20 protein-coding genes are annotated in these 23761 nt (G+C 69.5%); 12 read left to right on the top strand and 8 right to left on the bottom strand.

Annotated features, from left to right (window positions below):
* Window positions 1-2 precede the first annotated feature (2 nt).
* Window positions 3-1313 carry a pectate lyase family protein gene (locus ACMGER_RS07265; RefSeq protein ID WP_436811411.1) on the top strand — a complete coding sequence of 437 codons (1311 nt, stop codon included), beginning with the start codon at window positions 3-5 and terminating at the stop codon, window positions 1311-1313.
* Between the two features lie 185 nt (window positions 1314-1498).
* On the opposite strand, the gene ACMGER_RS07260 is transcribed toward ACMGER_RS07265, so the two are convergent.
* The gene (locus tag ACMGER_RS07260) at window positions 1499-1960 is read right to left on the bottom strand and encodes a Fur family transcriptional regulator (protein WP_436811410.1); all 462 of its coding nucleotides are present in this window, start codon (window positions 1958-1960) and stop codon (window positions 1499-1501) included.
* A gap of 211 nt (window positions 1961-2171) precedes the next feature.
* The gene (locus ACMGER_RS07255) at window positions 2172-3164 is read right to left on the bottom strand and encodes an aldo/keto reductase (RefSeq protein ID WP_436811409.1); all 993 of its coding nucleotides are present in this window, start codon (window positions 3162-3164) and stop codon (window positions 2172-2174) included.
* A gap of 97 nt (window positions 3165-3261) precedes the next feature.
* On the opposite strand from ACMGER_RS07255, the gene ACMGER_RS07250 reads away from it, so the two are divergent.
* Entirely contained in the window at window positions 3262-4179 is a 918-nt protein-coding gene (locus ACMGER_RS07250; RefSeq protein WP_436811408.1) for a LysR family transcriptional regulator, read from the top strand.
* Between the two features lie 109 nt (window positions 4180-4288).
* On the opposite strand, the gene ACMGER_RS07245 is transcribed toward ACMGER_RS07250, so the two are convergent.
* On the bottom strand, window positions 4289-4675 hold the full coding sequence (locus tag ACMGER_RS07245; protein ID WP_436811407.1) for a MerC domain-containing protein: 387 nt from the start codon (window positions 4673-4675) through the stop codon (window positions 4289-4291).
* Between the two features lie 145 nt (window positions 4676-4820).
* Between ACMGER_RS07245 and asnB the strand changes: the two genes are divergently transcribed.
* Window positions 4821-7331 (top strand): asparagine synthase (glutamine-hydrolyzing), encoded by a 2511-nt coding sequence (gene asnB, locus ACMGER_RS07240; RefSeq protein WP_436811406.1) that lies wholly within the window; start codon window positions 4821-4823, stop codon window positions 7329-7331.
* 349 nt (window positions 7332-7680) lie between these two features.
* A complete protein-coding gene (locus ACMGER_RS07235; RefSeq protein ID WP_436811405.1) occupies window positions 7681-9885 on the top strand; it encodes a TonB-dependent siderophore receptor in 2205 nt (734 codons plus the stop codon).
* A 67-nt stretch (window positions 9886-9952) separates the two neighbouring features.
* On the opposite strand, the gene ACMGER_RS07230 is transcribed toward ACMGER_RS07235, so the two are convergent.
* The 3 genes from ACMGER_RS07230 to ACMGER_RS07220 form a co-directional block, all read right to left on the bottom strand.
* Window positions 9953-10159 (bottom strand): cold-shock protein, encoded by a 207-nt coding sequence (locus tag ACMGER_RS07230; RefSeq protein ID WP_436811404.1) that lies wholly within the window; start codon window positions 10157-10159, stop codon window positions 9953-9955.
* 54 nt (window positions 10160-10213) lie between these two features.
* Window positions 10214-10438: a hypothetical protein gene (locus ACMGER_RS07225; RefSeq protein ID WP_436811403.1), complete on the bottom strand. Its 225-nt coding sequence runs from the start codon at window positions 10436-10438 to the stop codon at window positions 10214-10216.
* A 203-nt stretch (window positions 10439-10641) separates the two neighbouring features.
* Window positions 10642-10827, bottom strand: a complete 186-nt coding sequence (locus ACMGER_RS07220; RefSeq protein ID WP_436811402.1) for a hypothetical protein — start codon at window positions 10825-10827, stop codon at window positions 10642-10644.
* A gap of 348 nt (window positions 10828-11175) precedes the next feature.
* Here ACMGER_RS07220 and ACMGER_RS07215 point away from each other — a divergent pair, with 348 nt between their 5' ends.
* From ACMGER_RS07215 to ACMGER_RS07200, 4 genes are all read left to right on the top strand, one after another.
* Window positions 11176-11388: a cold-shock protein gene (locus tag ACMGER_RS07215; protein WP_436811401.1), complete on the top strand. Its 213-nt coding sequence runs from the start codon at window positions 11176-11178 to the stop codon at window positions 11386-11388.
* An 83-nt stretch (window positions 11389-11471) separates the two neighbouring features.
* A complete protein-coding gene (locus ACMGER_RS07210; RefSeq protein ID WP_436811400.1) occupies window positions 11472-11699 on the top strand; it encodes a hypothetical protein in 228 nt (75 codons plus the stop codon).
* Window positions 11700-12081: 382 nt separating this feature from the next.
* On the top strand, window positions 12082-14757 hold the full coding sequence (gene acnA / locus ACMGER_RS07205) for an aconitate hydratase AcnA (RefSeq protein WP_436811399.1): 2676 nt from the start codon (window positions 12082-12084) through the stop codon (window positions 14755-14757).
* A complete protein-coding gene (locus tag ACMGER_RS07200; RefSeq protein WP_436811398.1) occupies window positions 14754-15131 on the top strand; it encodes a putative quinol monooxygenase in 378 nt (125 codons plus the stop codon). The genes acnA and ACMGER_RS07200 overlap by 4 nt, the downstream gene beginning before the upstream one ends.
* A gap of 359 nt (window positions 15132-15490) precedes the next feature.
* On the opposite strand, the gene ACMGER_RS07195 is transcribed toward ACMGER_RS07200, so the two are convergent.
* Window positions 15491-15907, bottom strand: a complete 417-nt coding sequence (locus ACMGER_RS07195; RefSeq protein ID WP_436811397.1) for a GFA family protein — start codon at window positions 15905-15907, stop codon at window positions 15491-15493.
* Entirely contained in the window at window positions 15904-16767 is an 864-nt protein-coding gene (locus tag ACMGER_RS07190) for an S-methyl-5'-thioadenosine phosphorylase (RefSeq protein ID WP_436811396.1), read from the bottom strand. Before ACMGER_RS07190 ends, ACMGER_RS07195 begins: the two co-directional genes overlap by 4 nt.
* Window positions 16768-16893: 126 nt before the next feature.
* Here ACMGER_RS07190 and ACMGER_RS07185 point away from each other — a divergent pair, with 126 nt between their 5' ends.
* The 4 genes from ACMGER_RS07185 to ACMGER_RS07170 all read left to right on the top strand — a co-directional run bounded on the left by ACMGER_RS07185 (window position 16894) and on the right by ACMGER_RS07170 (window position 23698).
* On the top strand, window positions 16894-19278 hold the full coding sequence (locus ACMGER_RS07185; RefSeq protein WP_436811395.1) for an HAD family hydrolase: 2385 nt from the start codon (window positions 16894-16896) through the stop codon (window positions 19276-19278).
* Window positions 19275-20093 carry a class I SAM-dependent methyltransferase gene (locus tag ACMGER_RS07180; protein ID WP_436811394.1) on the top strand — a complete coding sequence of 273 codons (819 nt, stop codon included), beginning with the start codon at window positions 19275-19277 and terminating at the stop codon, window positions 20091-20093. Before ACMGER_RS07185 ends, ACMGER_RS07180 begins: the two co-directional genes overlap by 4 nt.
* A gap of 87 nt (window positions 20094-20180) precedes the next feature.
* Complete coding sequence (locus tag ACMGER_RS07175; RefSeq protein WP_436811393.1) at window positions 20181-22646, top strand: aminotransferase class I/II-fold pyridoxal phosphate-dependent enzyme; 2466 nt, start codon at window positions 20181-20183, stop codon at window positions 22644-22646.
* Window positions 22643-23698, top strand: coding sequence for a glycosyltransferase family 2 protein (locus ACMGER_RS07170; RefSeq protein WP_436811392.1), 1056 nt, complete (start codon window positions 22643-22645; stop codon window positions 23696-23698). Before ACMGER_RS07175 ends, ACMGER_RS07170 begins: the two co-directional genes overlap by 4 nt.
* Window positions 23699-23761: the final 63 nt, after the last annotated feature.

Here is a 23761-nt window from a genome sequence, read left to right as displayed (position 1 = left end):
GCATGATGCCGATGATCGCCGACACGCCGCCCGCCGTGCAGCAGCTCGCCTTCCCCGGCGCGGAGGGCGCCGGCCGCTTCGCGCGCGGCGGGCGCGGCGGCAGGGTGATGACCGTCACTACCCTCGCCGACGACGGCGCCGGCTCGCTGCGCGCCGCGGTCGAGACGCCCGGCCCGCGCATCATCGTCTTCGCCATCTCGGGCACGATCCGCCTCGCCCGCCCGCTCCGCATCCGCGAGGGGCAGGTGACGATCGCCGGCCAGTCGGCCCCCGGCGATGGCATCACGCTGCGCGACCATCCGCTCGAGGTCGCCGCCGACGACGTGGTGATCCGCTATGTCCGCTCGCGGCTCGGCGACGAATCCAGGTCCGAATCCGACGCGATCTGGATCCTCGGCGGCCGCCGCATCATCCTCGACCATGTCTCGGCGAGCTGGTCGGTCGACGAGACGCTGTCGGCCTCGGCCAACTACACACGGCCGGACGAAGGCTTCTGGGACCTCACCGTCCAATGGTCGATCATCGCCGATTCGCTCACCCGTTCGCTCCACGCCAAGGGCGAGCACGGCTACGGCAGCCTGATCCGCGGCGGGCGCGGCTCGCGGATCAGCTTCCATCACAATCTCTGGGCCAACCACGAGGCGCGGATGCCGCGCCCCGGCAACTACAGCGGCCCCGACGTCGATCCCGAGGGCGCGTTCTTCGATTTCCGCTCGAACGTCTTCTACAACTGGGGCGGGAGCCACTCGGGCTACAACGCCGACAAGGCGACCCTCGCCCGCTACAATTTTGTCGACAACGCCTATGTGACCGGTCCCGATTCGCAGAAGCCGGTCGCGTTCGACGAATCCGACACGCTCGCCCGTGCCTATTGGTCGGGCAACAGCATGAACGGCATCATCCCGGCCGATCAATGGTCGCTGGTGACGGGCATCCAGCCGGAAGGCTATCGCCTGTCCGCGCCGGTCGACGTCGCCCCGGTCGCGTCCGATCCGGCACCGTCGGCCTACACCCGCGTCCTGGCCGAGGCTGGCGCCTCGCGCGTCCGCGACGCGGTCGACCGCCGCATCGTCGAGGGCGTGCGCACCCGCACCGGCCGCCAGATCGACACCCAGTCGCAGGACGGCGGCTGGCCGGACCTCAAGTCGCTCCCCGCCCCGCGGGACGGCGACCGCGACGGCATCCCCGACGCCTGGGAACGCCGTCTCGGCCTCGACCCGCACCGCGACGACAGCGCCACCGATGCGGACGGCAACGGCTACACCGCGATCGAGGATTATCTGAACGAGCTGGCCAGGCCGGCCGGCGGTTAGCATCCGAGACTTCAGCGCCGCACACCATCCGTCACCCGGCCTTGTGCCGGGGTCCACCGTGCGGCTTGGTCAAGCGCAGGCACCTCTTGTCCTTCGCTTGCCTCGCTGTGGATGCCGGACCAAGTCCGGCATGACGCGTGATCGGATTTAAAGCTTAATGCGTACCGTCATCCCGACGGCCCGTTTCATTTCTCGCAGTCCGCGCACCTCCCGCGGACCTCGATCACCGGCCGCTCGGGCGAGAACCCCGCCCCCTTCGCCGCCTGCCGCACCGTGCGGGTGATCGAATCGTCATCGATGTGCGTGGTCTGCCCGCACACGTCGCACACCAGGAAGATGCAGTCGTGCAGGCAATCGGGATGCGCGTTGGCAACATAGGCGTTGGCGCTCTCCACCCGCCGCGCGACGTTGGCGCCGACGAACAGGTCGAGGATGCGGTAGACGCTGTTGGCGGCGACGCGGCGCCCTTCCGCCTTGGACACCGCCTCGGCGATGTCATAGGCGGACGCCGGCTTGTCGAACCCGGCCAGCGCCTCGAACACCTGCGCCCGCATCGGCGTCCATTGCTCCCCGGCCCTGGTCAGCGCCGTCTCGGCGGCATGCGCCAGCGCGGCGCCATGGGGTTCGTGATGATGGTGCGCGGCCATGTTCGGAATGTAGGCTTCCGCTGGCACCGCGGCAAGGCGGTGAGGGGGTAGCGGACGATCCTTACCGTCCCTCTCCCAACGGGAGAGGGACGGAGCCGCCGGAGGCGGCGGGAGGGTGAGGGTGCCTAAGCTAGCGATGGCCCTCCTCACTCTCCCATTCCCTCTAGAGAGAGGAGGAATGAGCTACAGCTCTTAGCCGCCGCCGCCTTGATCAGCGCTGCCCGGCCAGCCGGGCGACCTCCCGCTCGCCGTAGCGCGCGCCTCGGACGCCGGCCATCACGTCGGCGATCGATACCAGCTCCTCCAGCGAGAGGCGCAGGTCGACCGCGGCGACGTTCGCCTCCAGATTGGCGATCTTGCGCGCGCCGGGGATGGGAACGATGTCGTCGCCCTGCGCCAGCACCCAGGCGAGGGCGAGCTGCGCCGCCGTCACGCCCCGCGCCTCGGCCAGCGCCTTCAGCCGGTCGACCAGCGCGAGGTTCGCCTCCAGATTGCCCTCGGCGAAGCGCGGCAGCCCGGCGCGGAAGTCGTTCTGCTCCAGATCGTCGCGGCTGCGGATGCTGCCGGTCAGGAAGCCGCGCCCCAGCGGGCTGTAGGGCACGAAGCCGATGCCGAGCTCGCGGCAGACGGGCAGCACCGTGTCCTCGACCTCGCGGAACCACAGCGAATATTCGCTCTGCAGCGCGGCGATCGGGTGGACGCTATGGGCACGCCGCAGCTGGTCGGCGGTCACCTCCGACAGGCCGATCGCGCGCACCTTGCCCTCGCGCACCAGCTCGGCCATGCCGCCGACCGACTCCTCGATCGGCACCGCCGGGTCGGGCCGGTGCAGGTAGAACAGGTCGATCGTGTCGATGCCGAGCCGCCCGAGCGATGCCTCCGCGACCCGCCGCGCATTGGCGGGGCTGCCGTCGAGCCCGGTCGTGCGCTGGAAGCCGATGCCTTCATCGCCGATGGTGAAGCCGAACTTGGTGGCGATCACCACCCGGTCGCGCACCCCGCGCAGCGCCCGGCCGACGATCTCCTCATTCTCATAGGGGCCGTAGACCTCGGCGGTGTCGAAGAAGGTGATGCCGAGCTCGACCGCGCGATGGAGCGTCGCGATCGACGCCGCCTCGTCCTGCCCGCCATAGGCTGCGGTGAAGCCCATGCAGCCGAGACCGATCGCCGAGACCGCGAGATTGCCCAATGTACGCTGTTCCATATCGTCCTCCTCATGGATGGAGCCCGGTCGATGTAGCGCGCTGTCCTGTTCCGATTACCCGCGCTATGAAGCACATCCTGTTCGATCGGATTGGACAATGGACCGCGATCACCTGCCGCACCTGACGCTGTTCGCCGCTGTGGTCCGCGCGGGCGGGTTCCGCGCGGCGGCGCGGTCGGTCGGGCTGTCGCCGTCGGCGGTCAGCCACAGCGTCGGAGCGCTGGAGGAGCGGCTGGGCGTGCGCCTGCTCAACCGCTCGACGCGCAGCCTGTCGTTGACCGATGCGGGCCAGCGGCTGCTCGGCCGGCTCGAGCCGGCGCTCGTCGAGATCGCGGAAGGGATGCGGGAAGCGCGCGAGGCGGACCGCGCCCCGTCGGGCCGCGTGCGCGTCACGGCGACAGCGTCGAGCGCCGATATGCTGCTGCGGCCGCACATCGGGGCGTTCGCCAGGGCCTATCCGGCGATCTCGCTCGACATCATCGTCGAGGACCGGTTCGTCGACATCGTCGCGGAACGATTCGACGTCGGCCTGCGCCTGGGCGAATCGCTACAGCCGGACATGATCGCGGTGCGTATCGGCCCGCCGCAGCGCTTCACCATCGTCGCGGCGCCCGACTATCTGGCGCGTCACGGCCGCCCGGCGACGCTCGAGGCGCTGGCCGAGCACCGCTGCATCCAGCGCCGCTTCACCGGCGGCAACGTCTATGCCTGGGAGGTCGAGCGCGACGGCGCGGAGATCACGCTGTCCGACATGGTGGCGGCGATGACCACCAACGACGACCAGCTCGCCTATCAGGCGGCGCTCAGCGGCGCGGGGATCGCTTTCCTCTACGAGGCGCGCATTGCTGACGATCTTGCCGCCGGCCGCCTGGTCGAGCTGTTCCCCGACCACTGCCCGCCGTTCCCCGGCTTCTTCCTCTACCACCTCAGCCGTCGCCAGATGCGGCCGGCGGTGCGCGCCTTCATCGATTTCTTCGTCGCGGCCAATCGGGTGGCGCCGGCAGCGGTGCGCTAGGACGACTCGGATTGAAGCAGTGTCAATGCTCCTGCGAAGGCAGGAGCTCAGGCCGCAGGCGATGCGCCCGTGATCCAGGGCTCCTGCCTTCGCAGGAGCACGACACACCCTAGCTCACCGCCCGCCGGTTGAGGTCGTGCCCCAGCGCGAGCAGCCCCACGCCGATCAGCGTGTAGAAGGTCTCGGCGCCGCTGTGCGGCAGCGTCAGCGCCCCCGCCATCACCCCGATGCCGAGCGCCCCGATCGCGGAGGGCATCATATAGCCGTGGGTGAACATCCCCCGCCCCAGCGCGAACGCGCCGAGCAGGATCGCGAAGGCGAGACCCACCTCATGGATCCACGGCGCGAGCAGCAGCCCGCCCGCGGTCGAGGCGAGCGCGAGCAGCACCGACGTCGCCAGACAATGCACCATGCACAGCCCGCTGAGCCCGATCGCCCAGCGATCGAGACCATGGAACCAGCTTGAACGGGACGCGAACGCCATGATCGCCGCCATCTATGCTCATTGAGGGCAAGTTACAACATCACATCCACAGATTCCTACCCGGGCATCGGCCGTTGCGGCTATGCGGCGGATGACGCTGTGCAATTTCCGGTCCTGTGCTAGGGAATGCGCCGGGGCAGAAGGATCCGGAACGTCTATGTGCGGCATCGCAGGCTGGTATGCGCGGGGCGCCGCGCGCGTGACGCATAGCGTCGTCGCCGCGCAGTGCCGCACGATCCGGCATCGCGGCCCCGACGACGAGGGCATCCTGGTCGACGGCGACTTCGGCTTCGGGATGCGCCGGCTCAGCATCATCGACATCGCCGGCGGCCACCAGCCGATCGAGAGCCCTGACGGCCGCCATGCCATCGTGTTCAACGGCGAGATCTACAACCATCTCGAGCTGCGCCGCGAGCTCGCCCCGCTCGGCCACGCCTTCCGCACCCACAGCGATACCGAGACGATCCTCGCCGCCTGGCGCCAATGGGGCGACGCGGCGTGGCGGCGGCTCGACGGCATGTTCGCGGTCGCGATCTGGGACCGGGTCGAGCGCCGCCTGACGCTCGCGCGCGATCCGCTCGGCATCAAGCCGCTCTACGTCACCCGGCAGAACGGCGGCCTCGCCTTCGCCTCCGAGCTCAAGGCGCTGCTGCCGCTGCCCGGCCACCGTTTCGACGTCGACCCGCGCGCGGTTCACGACGTCTTCAGCTTCGGCCACATCCGCACCGACCGCTCGATCTACGCCGAGGTCGCGACGCTGCTGCCCGGCCATCTCCTCACCATCGCCGCCGCGGGCGAGGCCGAGGTCCGCCCCTATTGGCGCCCCGCCTATCATCAGGCCCCGAAGCTCAGCGACGCCGAATGGATCGAGGCGATGCGCGAGCATCTCCTGATGACGGTCGAGCGCCACCTCCTCGCCGACGTCGAGGTCGGCGCGTTCCTCTCGGGCGGGATCGATTCCTCCGCCGTGGTCGCCGCCATGGCCCGGCTCACCGGCGCCCCGGTCAAGACCTTCACCATCGGCTTCCCGGTCGAGCGCTACAACGAGGCCCCCTATGCGGAGGCGGTCGCCCGTCACCTCGGCACCGCCCACACCACCCGCATCGTCGACCTCGCCGCCGCCCGCGACCTGCTGCCCGAGCTCCAGCGCTGCTATGACGAGCCCTTCGCCGATCCGTCCGCGGTCCCGACCTGGTACTTGAGCCGCCTCGCGCGCGAGCAGGTCAAGGTCGTGCTATCCGGCGACGGCGGCGACGAGCTGTTCATGGGCTACAAGCGCCACCTGACGGAGCGCGCGGTCGGCCGGATGCCCGCGCTCGCCCGCCACGCCGCGCGCGGCCTCCTGTCGCTCCCGCCGACCCCGGTCCGCCGGTGGAACCGCGTGCTCCAGCGCTGGCAGAAGGCGGTCGGCACCGCCGGCCTGCCCGACGGCGCCAGCCGCTTCTTCGCCAAGACCCAGATCACCTCGATGGCGCTGCGCGACCGCGTCCTCGACCCCGAGCTCATCGCCGAGTTCGACGGCCCGGGCGCCTATGAGCGCCTGCGCGACGAATATTTCTCCGATCCCGCCGCCACCATCTCCCCCGACGGGCTCGACCAGTTCGCCTATGCCGACCTGACGCTCAACCTCCCCTGCGCGATGCTGACCAAGGTCGACCGCGCCAGCATGGCCAACTCGCTCGAGGTGCGCGTGCCGCTCTTGAGCCCGGTGTTCGTCGACTGGGCGATGGGCGTGCCGCAGGACATGAAGATCCGCGGCAGGACCGGCAAGTACATCCTCCGCGAGGCGATCAAGCCCTGGGTGCCCGACGGCATCGTCGACCGTCGCAAGCAGGGCTTCCAGATCCCGCTCGCCGAGTGGTTCGACGGCGATTTCGGCGACTATGCCCGCGAGTTGTGGCACGACAGCGGCGCCGCCGATCTCGGCTTCCTGCGCAAAGGCGAGGTCGACGCCCTGTTCGACGAGCACCGCGAGGGCAGGCGCGACCACGGCCGTTTCCTCTACGCGCTGTCGATGTTCAGCCTGTGGTGGACCGACCGCAAGGCCGCGCCGGTCGAAGCGCCGGCGCCGATCGCGGTCACGCCGCGGACGCCGGCGATCGCGGCGAACGACCCCGCCCCCGCCACCCCCGGCAGGCGCCTCGCCACCTTCGGCCGCGCCGCGGCGATGGCGGCGATGCTGTTCCTCGGCTGGGGCCTGCACGACGTCGTCGGCCCGCTGTTCCGCGCGCCCGCCCAGGCATCGAGCTTCGTCGACGAGGCGGTGATGAGCCACCGTGCGACGCTGATGCGAGCCGCGATGCGCCTCCAGTCGGGCGCCGCCGCCTTCGACCGCGCGGCGATGGAGAAGGCGACCGGCGTCGCCATGCCCGTGCTGCCCGCCAGCTGGAAGCTGCTCGACGTCCAGGTCTACCCGTCCGCCAGCGGCCCCAGCGTCGGCCTAGCGGTCCAGTCGGAACGCGGCGAGCGCTTCTCGATCTTCGGCATGAAGGCCGACACCCCCGGCGGCCCGACCCCCGCGCTGGAACGGCGCCTCGACGACCAGGTCGCCTATTGGGAAGAAGGCCACCTCGCCTTCGCCGTCGTCGGCACGCTCGAATCGAAGCGCCTGCTCCAGCTCGCCGCGATGCTCGATCCGGTCCGCCCCGCCGCCAAGAACCTGACCTGACCGCACGGAGCCGCCGCGCCGGCCACCCGTACTGCAGCTGGGCTAGGACATTCCAATCCTCCCCCGCCAGGGGGAGGTGGCACGCGAAGCGGGATGGAGGCGGAGGAAGCCCACCGATAGTGGGTCGCCGTCCTCCCCCTCCGTCATTCCCCGCTTTCGCGGGGACTGCCACCTCCCCTGGCGGGAAGGATTGGAAGGGGCCGCACTTCCCACTCTCAGTGCCCCCCCCGACTCCTTATTGCGAATGCATCGCGATTGCGTTACGAGCCCCGCCTGGCAGCGGATCGGGCGCCAACGATCGCGGGTCCCGGACTCGGGGCCACAGAAAGCCGTTGGAAATGGGGGTCGAATGACATCGAAATTCTTGCATCTTGCCGGCGTCGCGCTTGTCGCGCTGGCGACACCTGCGGCCGCCCAAACGACCGGGCAGGGCGCCGAGCGCAAGGACGATGCCCGCACCCTCGCCTCCGGGTCCGAGGAGGAGATCGTCGTCACCGGCCAATATACGCTGCCCGACCGCATCGACACCGCGACCGGCCTCGGCCTCACCGTCCGCGAGACGCCGCAATCGGTCAGCATCATCACCGAGCAGCGCATCCTCGACCAGAATCTCCGTTCGGTCGCCGACGTGATCCAGAACGGCGTCGGCGTGGCGGTCAACGAGATCGACGACGTCCGCAACAGCTTCTACGCGCGCGGCTTCGAGATCCAGAACTACCAGGTCGACGGCGTGCCGCTGGCCTGGACGCTGGCCGGCGGCGCGGGCGAGACCATCGCCGACGTCTCGATCTACCAGCGCATCGAGATCGTGCGCGGCGCGACCGGTCTGCTCACCGGCGCGGGCGATCCGTCCGCCTCGGTCAACCTCGTCCGCAAGCACGCCGACCGCCGCGACTGGACCGGCTATGTCAACGCCAGCTACGGCAGCTGGGACACCTGGCAGGTTTCGGGCGACGTCGGCGGCGCCGTCACCTCCGACGGCCGCCTGCGCGTCCGCGCGGTCGGCCGCTACGAGCAGGGCGACAGCTACATCGACTATTACAGCAACAAGAAGCTGGTGCTCTACGGCGTGATCGACGCCGACGTGACCGACGACACGCTGCTCCGGATCGGCTTCAGCCACCAGCAGGGCCGGCCGGACGCGCCGGCGTGGGGCGCGCTGCCCTCCTTCTACACCGACGGCAGCTTCGCGGTCTGGCCGCGCTCGAAGACCGCGTCGGCCGACTGGGCTTTCTGGAACACCACCAACCAGAACTTCTTCGCCAGCCTCAATCACGATTTCGGCAACGGCTGGACGGCGGTGGTCAACTACAACCGGCTGCGCAACGCGCAGCATTCCAGGCTGCTGTATATCTACGGTACGGTCGATCCCGCGACCGGACTGGGCCTGGCCAGCAATCCCTATTCCGACAAGGGCGAGAGCATCCAGAACAGCCTCGATGCGCAGGTGAAGGGCCGATTCAGCCTGTTCGGCCGCTCGCACGATGTCGTGCTCGGCGCGCTGCGCAGCGTGATGGACCGGGACAACGTGACCTATGCGGCCGAGAATCTCATTCCCGATCCTGCAAATCCCGGCCAATTCATGTTTCCGCCCGCGGGCAATTTCCTCGACTGGACCGGTACGTCCTATCCCTATCCGGGCTTCTCCACGATGGGCACGCTGGCGGTCCAGGAAAGGACCAGACAGACCGGCTATTACGGCGCGCTGCGCCTCAACGTCAGCGACCGGCTCAAGCTGATCGGCGGCGGACGGCTGGCGAGCTGGAAGCTGTCGGGCTTCAACTTCGGGCCCCCGCGCCGCTACGGCGACGACGACGTGTTCATCCCCTATGTCGGCGCGCTTTACGACCTGACGCGCAATCACCGCGTCTATGCGAGCTTCACCAAGATCTTCCAGCCGCAGAACGCGCTGGACCGCAATCTGAGCTATCTGCCACCGGTCGACGGCAAGGCCTATGAGATCGGCCTCAAGAGCGCGTTCTTCGACGACGCCCTCCAGACGTCGGTCGCGCTGTTCCGGATCGAGCAGGACAATCTCGCCCAGCCCGACGGTATCGTCGAGGTTCCGGGCGGGCTGCCGACCGAGGTTTATCGCGCCGCCGACGGCGTGACGAGCAAGGGCTTCGAGGTCGAGGTCACCGGCCAGCCGCTCAGGGGATGGAACGTCAACCTCGGCTACAGCCAGTTCAAGGCCGAGGATGCGGACGGCAACCCGGCCAACACCGACCAGCCACGCCGCCTGCTCAAGCTGTTCACCACCTATGCCCTGCCGGGCGCGCTCCACCGCCTGACCGTCGGCGGCGGCGTCAACTACCGCAGCGGGGCCTATTCGACAGGGAACAACCCGGTGACCGGCGCCCCGTTCCGGTTCCGGCAGGACGGCTACACGCTGGTCAGCCTGATGGCGCGCTACGACGTGACCGAGGATCTCCAGCTGCAGGCCAATGTCGAGAACCTGCTCGACAAGACCTATTACAGCCAGATCGGCTTCTACAGCCAGTATCGCTACGGCGCGCCGCGGAATGTCACCGTCAGCGCGAACTACCGCTTCTGACCGGGGCGGCCGCTCCCAGGGGCGGGCGCCCGCAGCCCGTCGCTGATGGAGAAGGCGACATCGCCGTTCACTCGGGCGTGAGATCGTGCGCGCAGGTCTGGCCGCGCGCGTCGGTCCGCAGGACATAGCGCAGGCGCTGGCCCCGCTCCAGCCCGTCGAGCCGCGCAGTCGTCACCGCCGTGACGTGGACAAACGCATCGTTCCCGCCGCCTTCCGGCTGAATGATGCCGAAGCCGGCCGATCCATTGTAAAGCCAGACTCTTCCAACCGGCATGAATGCGCTCTCCTCTGATCGAAACCCGTTGCGGAGTGGCGGCGCGCGGCGACCTCAGCCGATGGCCGCACGGGCGGCAAGCGCGCGCTCCACGGCTTCGCATCCCGCGACGCTCGCCGCGGCCAGGTCGATGGGCCGGCCGTCGAGTGCGCTGTCATGGGCGTTGAGGAAAGCGATCGCGGCGTCGCCCCCCAGCATGTTCCACGCAAGCAGCGAGACACGGCTCATGCGCTCCGCGCTCTCGGAGGAGATGCGCACGGTCGAGGGCTTGCCGAACATCTTGCGTTTCGGCCGTTCTCGCGGCTCAGTCGACGAGGCGGCTCTTCTATCGATCATCGCGATCCTTCTCCATCAGGTCCGGCGCGAAGATCGGCCGCGCAGTCCCGAAAAACAGGACGGCCCCTCCCGGATACGGATAACGCCGTCGCGGCCGCCCGCCCCAGCCCGACCGGCGCCCATCGGCAGGGTGTCCCCGGCCAAGCTCAATGCGCCCGCAGCGACGAGGCGATCGGGGCCGTCGTCGCCCACAGTTCTCCCCGCAGTTCGCCTATGCGTTGGGCGTAGCATCTGGCGAGGGCACGATGGGCGAGTCGGGCTTCGCTGCAGCTGGCGGTTTCGGCGCGCATCAGCGATGTCCGATGACGGGAAAGAAGGTAATTGAGGTCCATGGAGCTGCTCCTGCCGGCGTAAGCGGGAGCGCGCGGAGTCTCTCAGCCGCTGGCGCCTACGTCATCGTGTGCCAGCGATGACGGATTGATAGGCCATTCCCCGGCAAAATGAAACCACAATATCGGCGAGCTTTCCGCTAGAACTTCATCAGAAAGATCGAAATGTCCATGCAACGATTGTTCTGCCCGTCGACTCTGGCGGATCGACACGACATGTGTTATGTCACGCGGGCTAAAGTCGCATATCGACGGTTTTCGGCGCTGCGGCTCCTCATTCCTTCTTTCCCTGCCCTTCAGCACACGAGGAGTCCCGGAGTTCGGGCTCCGCCAACGGAAGGAATGGCTCGCATGAGCATCATCGGCACCGTCAAGTTCTTCAACGCCGACAAGGGCTACGGCTTCATCGCTCCCGAAAGCGGCGGCCAGGATGCATTCGTCCACATCTCCGCGATCGAGCGGTCGGGCCTCAAGACCCTCAACCAGAACCAGCGCGTCAGCTACGATCTGGAGCAGGACCAGCGCGGCAAGATGAGTGCGGTCAATCTGCAGGCGCAGGACTGATCCCGGCCCGGACGCGGGCGGGCGATCCTTATCCCGTCCCGCCCGCACTCGTCCCCCTCACATCCTCACGACCGAAGGGCCGTATGCAGAACAGCCAATATTACCGTGTCCAGGCCGAGCGCGCCCGCGCCGATGCCGATGCCGCGACGCTCGACAATGTCCGCGACCGCGCGCTGCGCTCGGTCGCCGCATTCGAGGCGATCGCCACGAGCCTCGAACGGATCGCCCGTCGCCGCGCCGAGCGCGAGGAGAACGGCGGCGAATATGCCGGCCGCGTGCCGGCGGGCGTGACCGCCATGGAAATTCCATGAACGGCTCCGCGGCAGCGCTCCAGGCGCTCGGCTGACACGGGGCGGCGCGCGGCGACCGCTCCGGTCCGCGGCCGCATTTCAGCCCGGCAGGCGCGATCCTCCCGCCGGTGCGGGACGGCGCCCCTGCAGATGAGCGCCTGCAGATGAGCGACCGTCTTTCCGGAGGAGAGCGGCGGCCTATCGACTTTTCCGGATCGGGACGGGAAGCCGCCGCACCCCGCACCCTTCCCCCCCACTCCCCACCCTGCTATCGGCCCCTCGACTCTCGCATCCGCCCGTCCGGGCGCGCCTCGCGCGAGTGGCTCTGCCGGCCAGCCGGCGCGTCGCTCGCCTCCCCGCCGCGCTCCCGCGACTGGCCGCAACTGGAAAGGACCCGCCGCCCATGACCGCGATCGGCCAGGACACGCTCGCCACCCGCTCCACGCTCACCGTCGGCGGCAGGAGCTACGACTATTACTCGCTGGCCAAGGCGGCCGAGCAGTTCGGCGACATCTCCCGCCTGCCCTTCTCGATGAAGGTGCTGCTCGAGAACATGCTGCGCTTCGAGGACGGCAAGACCGTCACCCCCGAGGATGCCAAGGCGATCGTCGAGTGGCAGAACAACCCCGTCGCCCCCGACCGCGAGATCCAGTACCGCCCCGCGCGCGTCCTCATGCAGGACTTTACCGGCGTCCCCTGCGTCGTCGACCTCGCGGCGATGCGCGACGCGATCACCCGGCTCGGCGGCGACGCGGCCAAGATCAATCCGCAGGTCCCCGTCCACCTCGTCATCGACCATAGCGTGATGGTCGACGCGTTCGGCACGCCCAAGGCGTTCGAGGACAACGTCAAGCTCGAGTACCAGCGCAACGGCGAGCGCTACGAGTTCCTGAAATGGGGATCGAAGGCGCTCGACAATTTCCAGGTGGTGCCGCCGGGCACCGGCATCTGCCACCAGGTCAACCTGGAGTATATCGGCCGCGGCGTGTGGTCGTCCAAGGCGGAAGACGGCACGGAGATCGCCTACCCGGATACGCTGGTCGGCACCGACAGCCACACCACGATGATCAACGGCCTCGGCGTGCTCGGCTGGGGCGTCGGCGGCATCGAGGCGGAGGCGGCGATGCTCGGCCAGCCGGTGTCGATGCTGATCCCCGAGGTGATCGGCTTCAGGCTGACCGGCGCGCTCAGGGAGGGCATCACCGCGACCGACCTGGTGCTGACCGTCACCCAGATGCTGCGCGCCAAGGGCGTGGTCGGCCGCTTCGTCGAATTCTACGGCCCCGGCCTCGCCACCATGAGCCTCGCCGACCGCGCGACGATCGGCAACATGGCGCCCGAGTACGGCGCGACCTGCGGCTTCTTCCCGATCGACGCCAAGACGCTCGATTACATGCGCCTGACCGGCCGCCCGGACGAGGAGATCGCGCTGGTCGAGGCCTATTGCAAGGCGCAGGGCATGTGGCACGACGAGAGCTCGCCCGACCCGGTGTTCACCGACACGCTCGAGCTCGACATGGGCGAGGTCACCGCGTCGCTGGCGGGTCCCAAGCGCCCGCAGGACCGCGTGTCGCTGAACAAGGTCGACGAGGTGTTCAACGGCGACCTGTTCAAGGTCTACAAGAAGGAACGCCCGGCGCGCGTGCCGGTCGACGAGCGCGGGCACGACATCGGCGACGGCGACGTGGTGATCGCCGCGATCACCTCGTGCACCAACACCTCCAACCCCTCGGTGCTGATCGCCGCCGGCCTGGTCGCCCGCAAGGCGCGCGAGAAGGGCCTTAGCCCCAAGCCCTGGGTCAAGACCTCGCTGGCGCCGGGATCGCAGGTCGTCACCGACTATCTGGTCAAGAGCGGCCTCCAGGCCGATCTCGACGCGATCGGCTTCAACCTGGTCGGCTACGGCTGCACCACCTGCATCGGCAATTCGGGCCCGCTGGCCGAGCCGATCTCCAAGGCGATCAACGGCAACGACATCGTCGCCGCCTCGGTCCTCTCCGGCAACCGCAACTTCGAGGGGCGGGTGTCGCCGGACGTGCGCGCCAACTTCCTCGCCTCGCCGCCGCTGGTCGTCGCCTATGCGCTCAAGGGCACAGTGACCAAGGACATGGTCGAGGAACCGATCGGCCAGGGCTCGGACGGCGTGGACGTGTACCTCAGGGATATCTGGCCCACGAACGACGAGATCCGTTCGCTGATGGATGCCAACATCGACGACGACATGTTCCGTACCCGATATTCGAACGTTTACCAGGGCGACGACCACTGGCGCCGGATCGACGTCGAGGGCTCCGACACCTACAGCTGGCGCGCGGGCAGCACCTACATCGCCAATCCGCCCTATTTCGAGGGCATGACGATGGAGCCGGCCCCGGTCGGCGACATCGTCGAGGCGCGCGCGCTGGCGATCCTGGGCGATTCGATCACCACCGACCACATCTCGCCTGCCGGCAGCATCAAGGCCGACAGCCCGGCCGGCATCTACCTGCAGGAACATCAGGTCAGCAAGGCCGACTTCAACAGCTACGGCGCGCGCCGCGGCAACCACGAAGTCATGATGCGCGGCACCTTCGCCAACATCCGCATCAGGAACGAGATGGTGCCGGGCGTCGAGGGCGGCATGACCAAGTATCACGACCAGGTCATGCCGATCTACGACGCCGCGATGCGCTACAAGGCCGACGGCATCCCGCTGGTGGTGGTCGCCGGCAAGGAATACGGCACCGGCTCGTCGCGCGACTGGGCGGCCAAGGGCACCAACCTGCTCGGCGTGCGCGCGGTGATCACCGAGAGCTTCGAGCGCATCCACCGCTCCAACCTGGTCGGCATGGGCGTGCTCCCGCTCCAGTTCGCCGAGGGCGTGAGCCGCGAGACGCTGAAGCTCGACGGCACCGAGACCTTCACCGTCACCGACGTCGCCGGCATCCGCCCGCGCCAGGAGGTGGAGGTGACGCTCAAGCGCGCCGACGGCACCACCGAGACGTTCAAGACGCGCTGCCGGATCGATACCGTCAACGAGCTCGAATATTTCCTCAACGGCGGCATCCTCCAGTATGTGCTGAGGAAGCTGGCGGCGTGAGGATCGCGCGGCGCGGGGCGATCGCGGGCGGCCTGGCCCTCGCGCTCGCCGGCCGCGCCGCTTTCGCCGCGGGAGGCGGGCAGATGTATGGGATGATCGGCAAGATCGCCGCCAGGCCGGGCCAGCGCGCCGCGCTGCTCGAGCTGCTGCTCCAGGGCTCGGCCGACATGCCGGGCTGCCTCAGCTACATCGTCGCCGAGGATGCGAAGGACCCAGACTCGATCTGGGTCACCGAGGCCTGGGACAGCGAGGCCAGCCACAAGGCCTCGCTCCAGCTGCCGCAGGTGAAAGCGGCGATCTCGGCGGCGATGCCGCTGATCGCCGGCTTCGACACCGCCGCGACCACCCGACCGGTCGGCGGCAAGGGGCTTTAGGTTGTGTGATATCTCAGCCCCTCCCCTTCAGGGGAGGGGCTAAGAACAGATTCTCGCGGCGGGCTCGCCGCTGCACTTGCAATGTAGGATTTCGCCTGCTTGCCTCGGGGACCCGGTGCTGTCGCCGCGCCGCCCCGTTCTTTGATACCGTCCATCTTGTCGATGCCGCGCCCGTGCCGCGTCCATGGCGCGTCGGTGTCGCGTTCATGTAGCGCTGGTGCCGCGTCCGTGGCGCGCAGGTGCCGCGTTCCAGCAGCCTCGGCGGCGCGTTCACGCCGCTTCGGGGGCGTTTCGGCTTACAAAAGCCTGCACCGAGTCAATTTAGTCAACATTTGCCCGCTCCGGGAGCACGACCCACCTTACTCCGGCATCGTCTCGAACAGCGTGAGACCAGGCGGCAGCTCGACCCACGTCGGCCGATCCCGCACGAACAGCGCCATGGTCGGGCGAAACAGCGATGCATCGTCGAGCGAGCCGGCGTAGATGGTATGGGAGTCGGTCTCACCGATCCCGCCGCCGAAGACGAGCCCGCCGCACTGCGGACAGAAGTTGCGGGTCGCCTCGCCTCCGTGGATGGCGGTCGAGCGATACTGGCGCGGCTCGCCGCTGAAGCTCATATCCGCCGCGGCGAAGCCCATGAACGGGACGAAGCCCGATCCCGACGCCTTGCGGCAATCGGCGCAACAGCAGATGCCCATATAGTCCGGCTCGCTCCGCGATTTCCAGCGGATCGCGCCGCAGAGGCAGCCGCCGGAGTAGCGGACCGGATCGCTCATCCCAACACCCGCCCCGCCACCGCGTCGAGCTTCGCCAGCAGCGCCGGATCGCGCCCGTCGGGCGCGGTGATCAGCGCGGCATCGAGGCAGGTGTCGATCGGCGACGGCGCCCGCTCCGCCGGCAGGCTTCGCAGCAGATGGCCGACCAGCGCCCGCGCCTTCTCGGCATTGGCGTTGAGCTGGCGGATCACCTGGGCGACGCTGACGTCCTCATGGGCGTCGTGCCAGCAGTCGTAATCGGTGACCATCGCCACCATCGCATAGGGCAGCTCCGCCTCGCGACAGAGCTTGGCCTCGGGCAGCGCGGTCATGCCGATCACATGCGCGCCCCAGCTGCGGTAGAGGTTGCTCTCGGCGCGGGTCGAAAATTGCGGGCCTTCCATGACGATGCACGTCCCGCCCTCGTGCACCTCGGCGCCCCCGGCCCGCGCTGATGCCGCCGCCATGCCGGCGAGCCGCGGGCACACCGGATCGGCCATCGAGACATGCGCGACCATCCCCGTGCCGAAGAAGCTCGACGGCCGCGCGCTGGTGCGGTCGATGAATTGGTCGACGATGGTGAAGGTCCCCGGCGCCCGCTCCTCCTGCAGCCCGCCGACCGAGGAGATCGACAGCACGTCGGTGACGCCGAGCCGCTTCAGCGCGTCGATGTTGGCGCGCGCGTTGAGCTCGCCCGGCGCGATGCGGTGGCCGCGGCCGTGGCGCGGCAGGAAGGCGACGCCGACCTCGCCGAGCTGACCGCGGAAGATCGCGTCGGAGGGCTTCCCCCACGGCGTCTCCACCTCGATCCATTCGCCCTCGACCCCGTCGATCGCATAGAGCCCCGACCCGCCGATGATCCCGATCGTCCAGCCGCCCACAAATCCCCCGCTCGCTCGTTCTGCCCGCTCCTAACCGGGCCGCGGCATCCGCGCGAGTCGGGATCGTCAACGATTTGGCAACCCTTTCCGTCAATATCTCGCTCACCACGAATGCGGGGAGCGGGAATGGCGACGATGATGACGGTGCGGGCGCACGAGCTCGCAACCTTGCTCGACCGGGCGCCGCCGGGGATCACCACGCTTTCGCTCGACTGTTTCGATACGCTCCTGTGGCGCGACACCCATGCGCCGCGCGACGTGTTCGCCGGCATAACGGTGCCGGGCGGCGGCATCGAGCCGCGCACCTGGTGCGAGAACGCAGCACGGCGCATGACCCATGCGCGCACCGGGAGCGGCGAGATCGGGCTCGCCGACATCTACCGCCGGATGCTGACGCGCGCCTCGCCCGAGGAGATCGACGCCGCCGTCGCGCACGAGCTGACACTGGAAGCGCGTCATTGCTTCCCCTTCACGCCGACCGTCGAGCTGATGCGCGAGGCGAAGCGGCGGGGGCTGCGCATCGTCATCGTCTCGGACATGTACCTGACCGAGGCGCAGCTCGGCGAGCTGCTCGAACGCTCGGCCGGCGCGGACGTGGCCGGGATGATCGACCAGGTCTTCGTCTCGTCCGAGCACGGGACGTCCAAGGCGCACGGCCTGTTCGGCACCGTCCTTTCGGCGATCGGCGCCGAGCCCGCCGAAGTGATCCACGTCGGCGACAACCGCGCCGCCGACTTCGAGGGCGCCGCCCGCGCCGGCATCCACGCCGTCCATCTCGAGCAGTTCGACGAGGAGACCGTCCAGCGCCTCCGCCTCGAAGCGGCGGCCGGGATCATGCTCGACCCCGCGACCCGCGTGACCGTGCCCTGCTGCCAGCCGCACCGCCCGCAGCTCGCGCTCCGCCGGGACACCGACATCGCCTATGTCGTCGGCCACGATGTGATGGGGCCGGTGATGCACGCGATGGCGCTGTGGCTCAAGGCCGAGCTCGACGCCGCCGCCGACCGCCTCGGCAAGCCGGTGCGGCCGCTGTTCCTGATGCGCGACGGCTATCTGCCCTATCGGGTGTTCGACGCCCTCTATCCGGAGGCCGGCGGCCGCGCGGTCGAGATCAGCCGCATCGCCGCCGCCCGCGCCGGCTTCCGCGATGCCGAGGGGATCGAGGCGTTCGCCAACGAATATCTCGACACCATCCCGTCGCGCGCGCTCGCCAGGCAGCTGCTGCTCGACGGTCCCGAGATCGCCCGGCTGATCAAGACGCGCGACGGCGGCGAGGACGACCGCGCCTTCAGGAAGGCGCTCCGCGACCCGGCGATGGTCCGCAAGATCGTCAGCCGCTCACGCGCCTATTGCGAGCGGCTGAAGGCGCACCTGCGCGCCAATGGCGTGCAGGATGGCGACGCGGTGATGCTGGTCGACGTCGGCTATCGCGGCACCGTGCAGAACATCGTCACGCCGGTGCTCGAGCGCGAGATGGGCCTGACGATCGGCGGCCGTTACCTGCTGCTGCGCGAGGAGACGCTGAGCGGGCTCGACAAGCGCGGCCTGCTCGGCACCGACCTGTTCGAATGCCGCGCGCTCCATGCGCTCGGCACCTGCATCGCGGTGGTCGAGCAGATGTGCAACATCGCCCAGGGCTCGACCGTCGACTATACGCCCGACGGCACGCCGATCCGCAAGGACGCGGGAGTCGAGAGCGTCCAGAACGCGGCGCGCGACCGCGTGCAGCAGGCCGCGCTCGATTTCGCGCGCGGCGCCTTCGCGGCCATGCATCGCCGCCCGGGCAGCGACGACATCGCCTCGCGCCGCCGCATGGCGGGAGCGATCATGGCCCGCCTGCTGTTCCTGCCGCTGCCGAGCGAGGTCACGCTGTTCGAGGGCTTCAACCACGACGTCAACCTCGGCACCAGGATGACGATCCGGATGCTGGACCACGACAGCGCGACGGAGGGGCTGCGCCGGCGCGGGCTCTCGTACATCAACGAGACCAATCGCATGTACGTGCCCGGCGAGATCGCGCGGCACGGCCTGCCGCTCAACATGGCGCTGCTCGCCATCAGCCGCTTCACGCTCGACATCCGCGGCGCCGACTTCGAGGCGGGCGGCATCGAGCTGCCGGTGATCCTGCTCACCGAGCGCGAGCAGGCGGTGATGCGGTTCACGGCCTATCCGACGCACGAGGGCTTCTACCGCGTCGCCGTGCCGGTCGGGCTGCAGCGGCCGACGGTCGCGATCCAGCTCGGCGCGCTGTGCGAGACCGTCCAGATCGACCGCGCGACGTGGACGCCGATCGGCGCGTTCGACGCGAACCGGGCCGCCGGCCACGGCGAGGCGACGACCATCGTCGACGGCCTCGCCGCCATTGCCGACGGCATCTATGCGGCGGGCGAGGCCGGCGTGGTGATCGCGCCGCCGCCCGGCGACACGATCAAGGGCGCGCAGGTGCTGACCCTGGTGTTCCGTCCATTGAAGCTGCGCAGCCACGCGGCAGAAGCACGAAAGGCGGCATGATGGCCCATTACCTCTACTCGATGGCGAGCTTCGGCAGCCTGATCTTCGACGCGCTGCGGCTCGCCGGGGTTCGCGACATCGTCGAGATCGGCGCCGAGTTCGGCGAGATGTCGACCCGCCTCGCCGGCATCGCAGAGGCCGGCGGCGGCACGCTCACCAGCATCGATCCCTGCCCGCGGCCCGAATTCTACGATTGGCTGGCCGCCCATTCCGCCGTTCGTCATGTCGCCGAGCCCAGCATCGACGCGCTCCAGCAGATCGATGCGGCAGCCGATGCGTGGATCGTCGACGGCGACCACAATTGGTACACCGTCTATCATGAGCTCCGCCTGATCCGCCTCGCCTGCCGCCGCGCCGGCAAGCCGTTGCTGGTCTTTCTCCATGACGTCGCCTGGCCGTGCGGCCGCCGCGACTTCTACTATGCGCCCGAGACCATCCCGGCCGAATACCGCCACGACCATGACTATTCCGCCGGCGCCTCGCTCGACTGGGACGGGCTGGTGCCGAACCGGGGCCTGCGCGGTCATGGACGTATGGCGCTCGCCAGGCATGAGGGCGGTCCGCGCAACGGCGTGTTGACCGCGGTCGAGGATTTCATCGCCGATGCCAAGCAGCAGGGCGATGCGCTCTGCTATGCGCACGTTCCCGCCGCGCTCGGGCTCGGCGTGCTGTTCGATGCGGCCGCGCCCTGGGCCGAGGCGATAGCCATGCACATGCTGCCGTGGCACGAGAATGAGCTGCTGAAGACGCTCGAGAAGAATCGCCTGCGCAACTATCTGGCCGCGCTCGAGTGGCAGGACCGGGCGGTCGCCTGACCGGCGATTCACCGCGACGCCGACGAAAACGCCGGAACCTGGGCGGGATAGGCATTTGTTAGGCCGCCTTATGCATGGTGCGCGGTCATGACGATCGCCCGCCGCCTCCGCTACCCGCTGATCGCGCCGCGGCCACCGCGTCCGAGCCAACTCGGCGACGTGTTCGCGCGGATCGAGGCGACCGGCACCTACAGCAACCACGGGCCGGAGGTCCGCCGGTTCGAGGCGGCGATCACCGAACGGATGTTCGCGGGACGCGGCGCCAGCCTCGCGCTCGCCAACGCCACGCTCGGCCTGATGCTCGCGATCCGCGACGCCGCCGACCGTGCGGGCCGGCCGGGCGGCTATGCGCTGATGCCCGCCTTCACCTTCGCCGCGACCGCCGAGGCGGCGATGTGGGCGGGCCTCACGCCGCTGCTTTGCGACGTCGATCCCGCCGACTGGGCCGCGGCGGCAAACGCCGAGGAAGCACTGCTCGCCGAATATGGCGAACGGATCGCGGTGGTCGTGCCCTATGCCACCTTCGGCAATGCGATCGACCTCACCCGCTATCGCCGATATGCCCGCCGCCACGGCGTGGGCGTGGTGATCGATGCGGCGGCATCCTTGGGCACGCTCGACGATGCCGGCACCGGCTTCGGCGCGGGCTATCCCCACGCCGTCGTCTTCTCGATGCAGGCGACCAAGCCGTTCGCCGTCGCCGAGGGCGCCGTGGTCCATTCCGGCGACACCGCGTTGATCGAGCGGCTGCGCGCCATGGCCAATTTCGGCTTCGAAGCGCCGCGCAGCGCCTCGCTCCCCGGCCTCAATGCCAAATTGCCCGAGGTGCTCGCCGCGATCGCCTCGGCCAAGCTCGACGAGATCGAGGAGATCAGCGAACGCCGCGCGCTGCTCGAGGCGAGCTATCGCGAGGCGCTCGACGGCCTCGGCTTCCAGCGCGTCTCGGGCCGCCGCCGCGCGCTTGGCTTCATGCCCGTGCTGCTGCCGCCGGCGCTGTCGCCGCGCCGTGCCGCAATTGTCGAGGCGCTGGCAGCGCGCGGGATCGGGGCCGCCCATTACTTCAGCCCGCACCTCGGGCAGCAACCCTTGTTCCGGCAGCACGCACGACTGACCGACACGCCCGTCGCCGACGACATCGCCGCGCGCGTCCTCTCGCTGCCCGCGACCGACGACATGACACCCGCCGACGTGCGCACCATCGCGGCGGCGGTGCGTGTGGCGTGCGGCCTGCGCCGGACCAGCGAACCGCGCGCGCCCGTCGCCGAGACACTGATCGCCGGCGGCGGACCGTCCGGAACGGCCATCCTCATCGCCGCTGCCAAGGCAGGCCGGCTCGGCGACCTCGGGACGGGCGGCCTCACCATCGTCGAGCGCGGCAGCCATCTCGGCTCGGGCAGGCTCGCCCGTTACGCGATCGCCTCGGACAGCACGGCGCAGACGTTCCTCACCGCGCTCGAGGCGCAGCCCGACCTCGCCGGGCATCCCGCGGTCCGGACGATCGAGGAATGGCGCGACAAGCTGGGCGTGCCGCTCGCCGCCACCGGCCCCTTCCTCGACGTGATCGGCGAGCGGCTCGGCCTGGCGGTGGAGCGCGGCGGCGGCCAGGTGCTGACCGGCCATGAGGTGCTCGGCGCGCGCCGTGCCGGCGGGCTGTGGCACGTCGCGATGCGCCGCCGCGAGGACGGCCATCGCTTCGAAGCCGCCGCGCGCAACCTCGTGATCGCCACCGGCGGCCACCAGCCGCTCGACCGCCTCGCCGGCCAGCAGATCGCGGGCGAACCGCTGGTCCGACGCGCCGGCGACCGGCTGCTCCAGTCCGACGAGGTGCTCGCGCTCGGCGGGCTGGACAAGGTCGCCGACCTGCTCGCCGGCAAGCGGAACCCACGCGTCGCCGTGATCGGCGGCTCGACCAGCGCACTCACCACCGTCGCGCTGCTGCTGCGCTCGCGGCCGGGCATCCCGTTCGGCGCCGGGGGCATCACCCTGCTCCATCGGCGGCCGCTCCGGCCCTTCTACCCCTCGGTCGAGGCGGCCCATGCGGAGGGCTTCACCGATTTCGGCCCGGACGACATCTGCCCGCTGTCGGGCTTCGTCTATCGTCTCGCCGGCTTCCGGCTGGAGGCGCGCGAGCTGGTGCTGCGCATCCTCGGCGTCGACGGCCGCGTGCCCGACCCACGCGTCGCCGTGCACCGCGTCGCCGACGAAGACCCGCAGGCACTCACTATCCTCGACCGAGCCGACATCGTCATCGCCGCCCTCGGCTATCGTCCGCGTGCGCTGCCGCTCCAGGACGCTGCGGGGGCACCGATCACGCTGGCCGCCGACCAGGGCGAAGCCATGGTCGACGACCGCTGCCGCGTGCTCGGGGCCGACGGCGCACCGCTTCCCGACCTTTACGGCATCGGCCTCGCCGCCGGCTTCGTTCCGTCGGGCGCGCTCGGCGGAGAGAAGAGTTTTCGCGGCCAAGCCAACGGCTTATGGTTGTGGCAGAACGATGTTGGCCGCATGATCGTCGAGGCGATTCTCGCCAATCGAGTACAAGCGGCGGCATGAACACACCTACCGTCAGCGTCATCATGGCAGCCTATGACGGCGCCGGGCTGATCGAGGAGACGCTCGTCAGCCTGGAGAAACAGACGCTCGCCGATTTCGAGGTGATCGTCGTCGACGACTGCTCGACCGACGATACGCGCGAGATCCTGCGCGGCTGGTCCGATCCGCGCGTCCGGCTGATCGAAGCGGAGACGAACGGCGGGCCGGTGCGCGCCCGCAACCGCGCCGTCTCGGAGGCACGCGGCCGCTACATCGCGGGCCTCGACCAGGACGATCTCTGCCGGTCGGACCGGCTCCAGCGCCAGGTCGACTATCTGGAGGCGAACCGCCGGGTCGTGCTGGTCGCCGCCGCCGCCAATATCCTCGAGAACGGCGCGATCCGTCGCTCGCGCCTGCCCGCCAACACCACGCCGGCGCTGATCGGCTGGCTGCTCCAGATCATGAACCCGCTGGTGTGGTCGTCGGTGATGCTGCGCGGCGACGTCGCGCGCGAGCTCGATCCCTTCACCCGGCCCGAGATCCTCTACGCGGAGGATTTCGACCTTTATCACCGCCTGCGCCGCTATGGCGCGATCGCGCGGATCGACGAACCGCTGATCACCTATCGCAGCCATCCGGGCGGTGCCTCCCAATGTCACACGGCTCGGATGATCGGCAGCGCCGAGGCCGTGCTCCGCGACGCCTATGCTCCTCTGCTCGGCGACAGCGCGGAGGAGGCCGCCGCCCTGGTCGCGCGTCACGTCATGGCCGGCGTGCCGGTGGGAAGCCGCGACGCGCTGCGCCAGCTCGGCACGCTGATCGCGATGCTCCAGGCAAGCTACCTCGACGGCGGCGGCTTCGATCGCGAGAGCGTCAAGCTGATCCGCTGGGAGACGGCGCGGCTGTGGTGGCGGATCGGGCGACGAGCGGTACGTTCGGGCGCGCTCGGGCTCACCGACGCGCTCACGGTGCGGCCCGATCATCTCGGGCTCGGCCATGCCGGCCTCGACGACCTGCTGCTCTCGGGCCTGGTCGGCCGCGCCCGCGCCGCGCGGCGGCGGCTGACCGCCTGACCTTCTGGTTAAACTGTCCTTTACCGTAGCGGGTTACCAGCGTCCGGTTACGTGAAGGAGCCG

It is taken from the genome of Sphingomonas astragali, from assembly GCF_051400615.1.
Classification (GTDB): Bacteria; Pseudomonadota; Alphaproteobacteria; order Sphingomonadales; family Sphingomonadaceae; genus Sphingomonas.
Note: the sequence above shows the minus strand (reverse complement) of the source record. Positions and strands in the feature narration are given on the sequence as shown.

Excerpts from the sequence above, each read along its gene's own strand:
- ACMGER_RS07250 (WP_436811408.1), top strand. The coding sequence starts at position 3,262 with ATGGACCGCGATCACCTGCCGCACCTGACGCTGTTCGCCGCTGTGGTC.
- ACMGER_RS07210 (WP_436811400.1), top strand. The coding sequence starts at position 11,472 with ATGCAGAACAGCCAATATTACCGTGTCCAGGCCGAGCGCGCCCGCGCC.
- ACMGER_RS07225 (WP_436811403.1), bottom strand. The coding sequence starts at position 10,438 with ATGTTCGGCAAGCCCTCGACCGTGCGCATCTCCTCCGAGAGCGCGGAG.
- ACMGER_RS07215 (WP_436811401.1), top strand. The coding sequence starts at position 11,176 with ATGAGCATCATCGGCACCGTCAAGTTCTTCAACGCCGACAAGGGCTAC.
- ACMGER_RS07260 (WP_436811410.1), bottom strand. The coding sequence starts at position 1,960 with ATGGCCGCGCACCATCATCACGAACCCCATGGCGCCGCGCTGGCGCAT.
- ACMGER_RS07265 (WP_436811411.1), top strand. The coding sequence starts at position 3 with ATGATGCCGATGATCGCCGACACGCCGCCCGCCGTGCAGCAGCTCGCC.
- ACMGER_RS07230 (WP_436811404.1), bottom strand. The coding sequence starts at position 10,159 with ATGCCGGTTGGAAGAGTCTGGCTTTACAATGGATCGGCCGGCTTCGGC.
- ACMGER_RS07170 (WP_436811392.1), top strand. The coding sequence starts at position 22,643 with ATGAACACACCTACCGTCAGCGTCATCATGGCAGCCTATGACGGCGCC.
- ACMGER_RS07195 (WP_436811397.1), bottom strand. The coding sequence starts at position 15,907 with ATGAGCGATCCGGTCCGCTACTCCGGCGGCTGCCTCTGCGGCGCGATC.
- acnA (WP_436811399.1), top strand. The coding sequence starts at position 12,082 with ATGACCGCGATCGGCCAGGACACGCTCGCCACCCGCTCCACGCTCACC.
- ACMGER_RS07175 (WP_436811393.1), top strand. The coding sequence starts at position 20,181 with ATGACGATCGCCCGCCGCCTCCGCTACCCGCTGATCGCGCCGCGGCCA.
- ACMGER_RS07235 (WP_436811405.1), top strand. The coding sequence starts at position 7,681 with ATGACATCGAAATTCTTGCATCTTGCCGGCGTCGCGCTTGTCGCGCTG.
- ACMGER_RS07220 (WP_436811402.1), bottom strand. The coding sequence starts at position 10,827 with ATGGACCTCAATTACCTTCTTTCCCGTCATCGGACATCGCTGATGCGC.
- asnB (WP_436811406.1), top strand. The coding sequence starts at position 4,821 with ATGTGCGGCATCGCAGGCTGGTATGCGCGGGGCGCCGCGCGCGTGACG.
- ACMGER_RS07185 (WP_436811395.1), top strand. The coding sequence starts at position 16,894 with ATGGCGACGATGATGACGGTGCGGGCGCACGAGCTCGCAACCTTGCTC.
- ACMGER_RS07180 (WP_436811394.1), top strand. The coding sequence starts at position 19,275 with ATGATGGCCCATTACCTCTACTCGATGGCGAGCTTCGGCAGCCTGATC.
- ACMGER_RS07245 (WP_436811407.1), bottom strand. The coding sequence starts at position 4,675 with ATGGCGGCGATCATGGCGTTCGCGTCCCGTTCAAGCTGGTTCCATGGT.
- ACMGER_RS07255 (WP_436811409.1), bottom strand. The coding sequence starts at position 3,164 with ATGGAACAGCGTACATTGGGCAATCTCGCGGTCTCGGCGATCGGTCTC.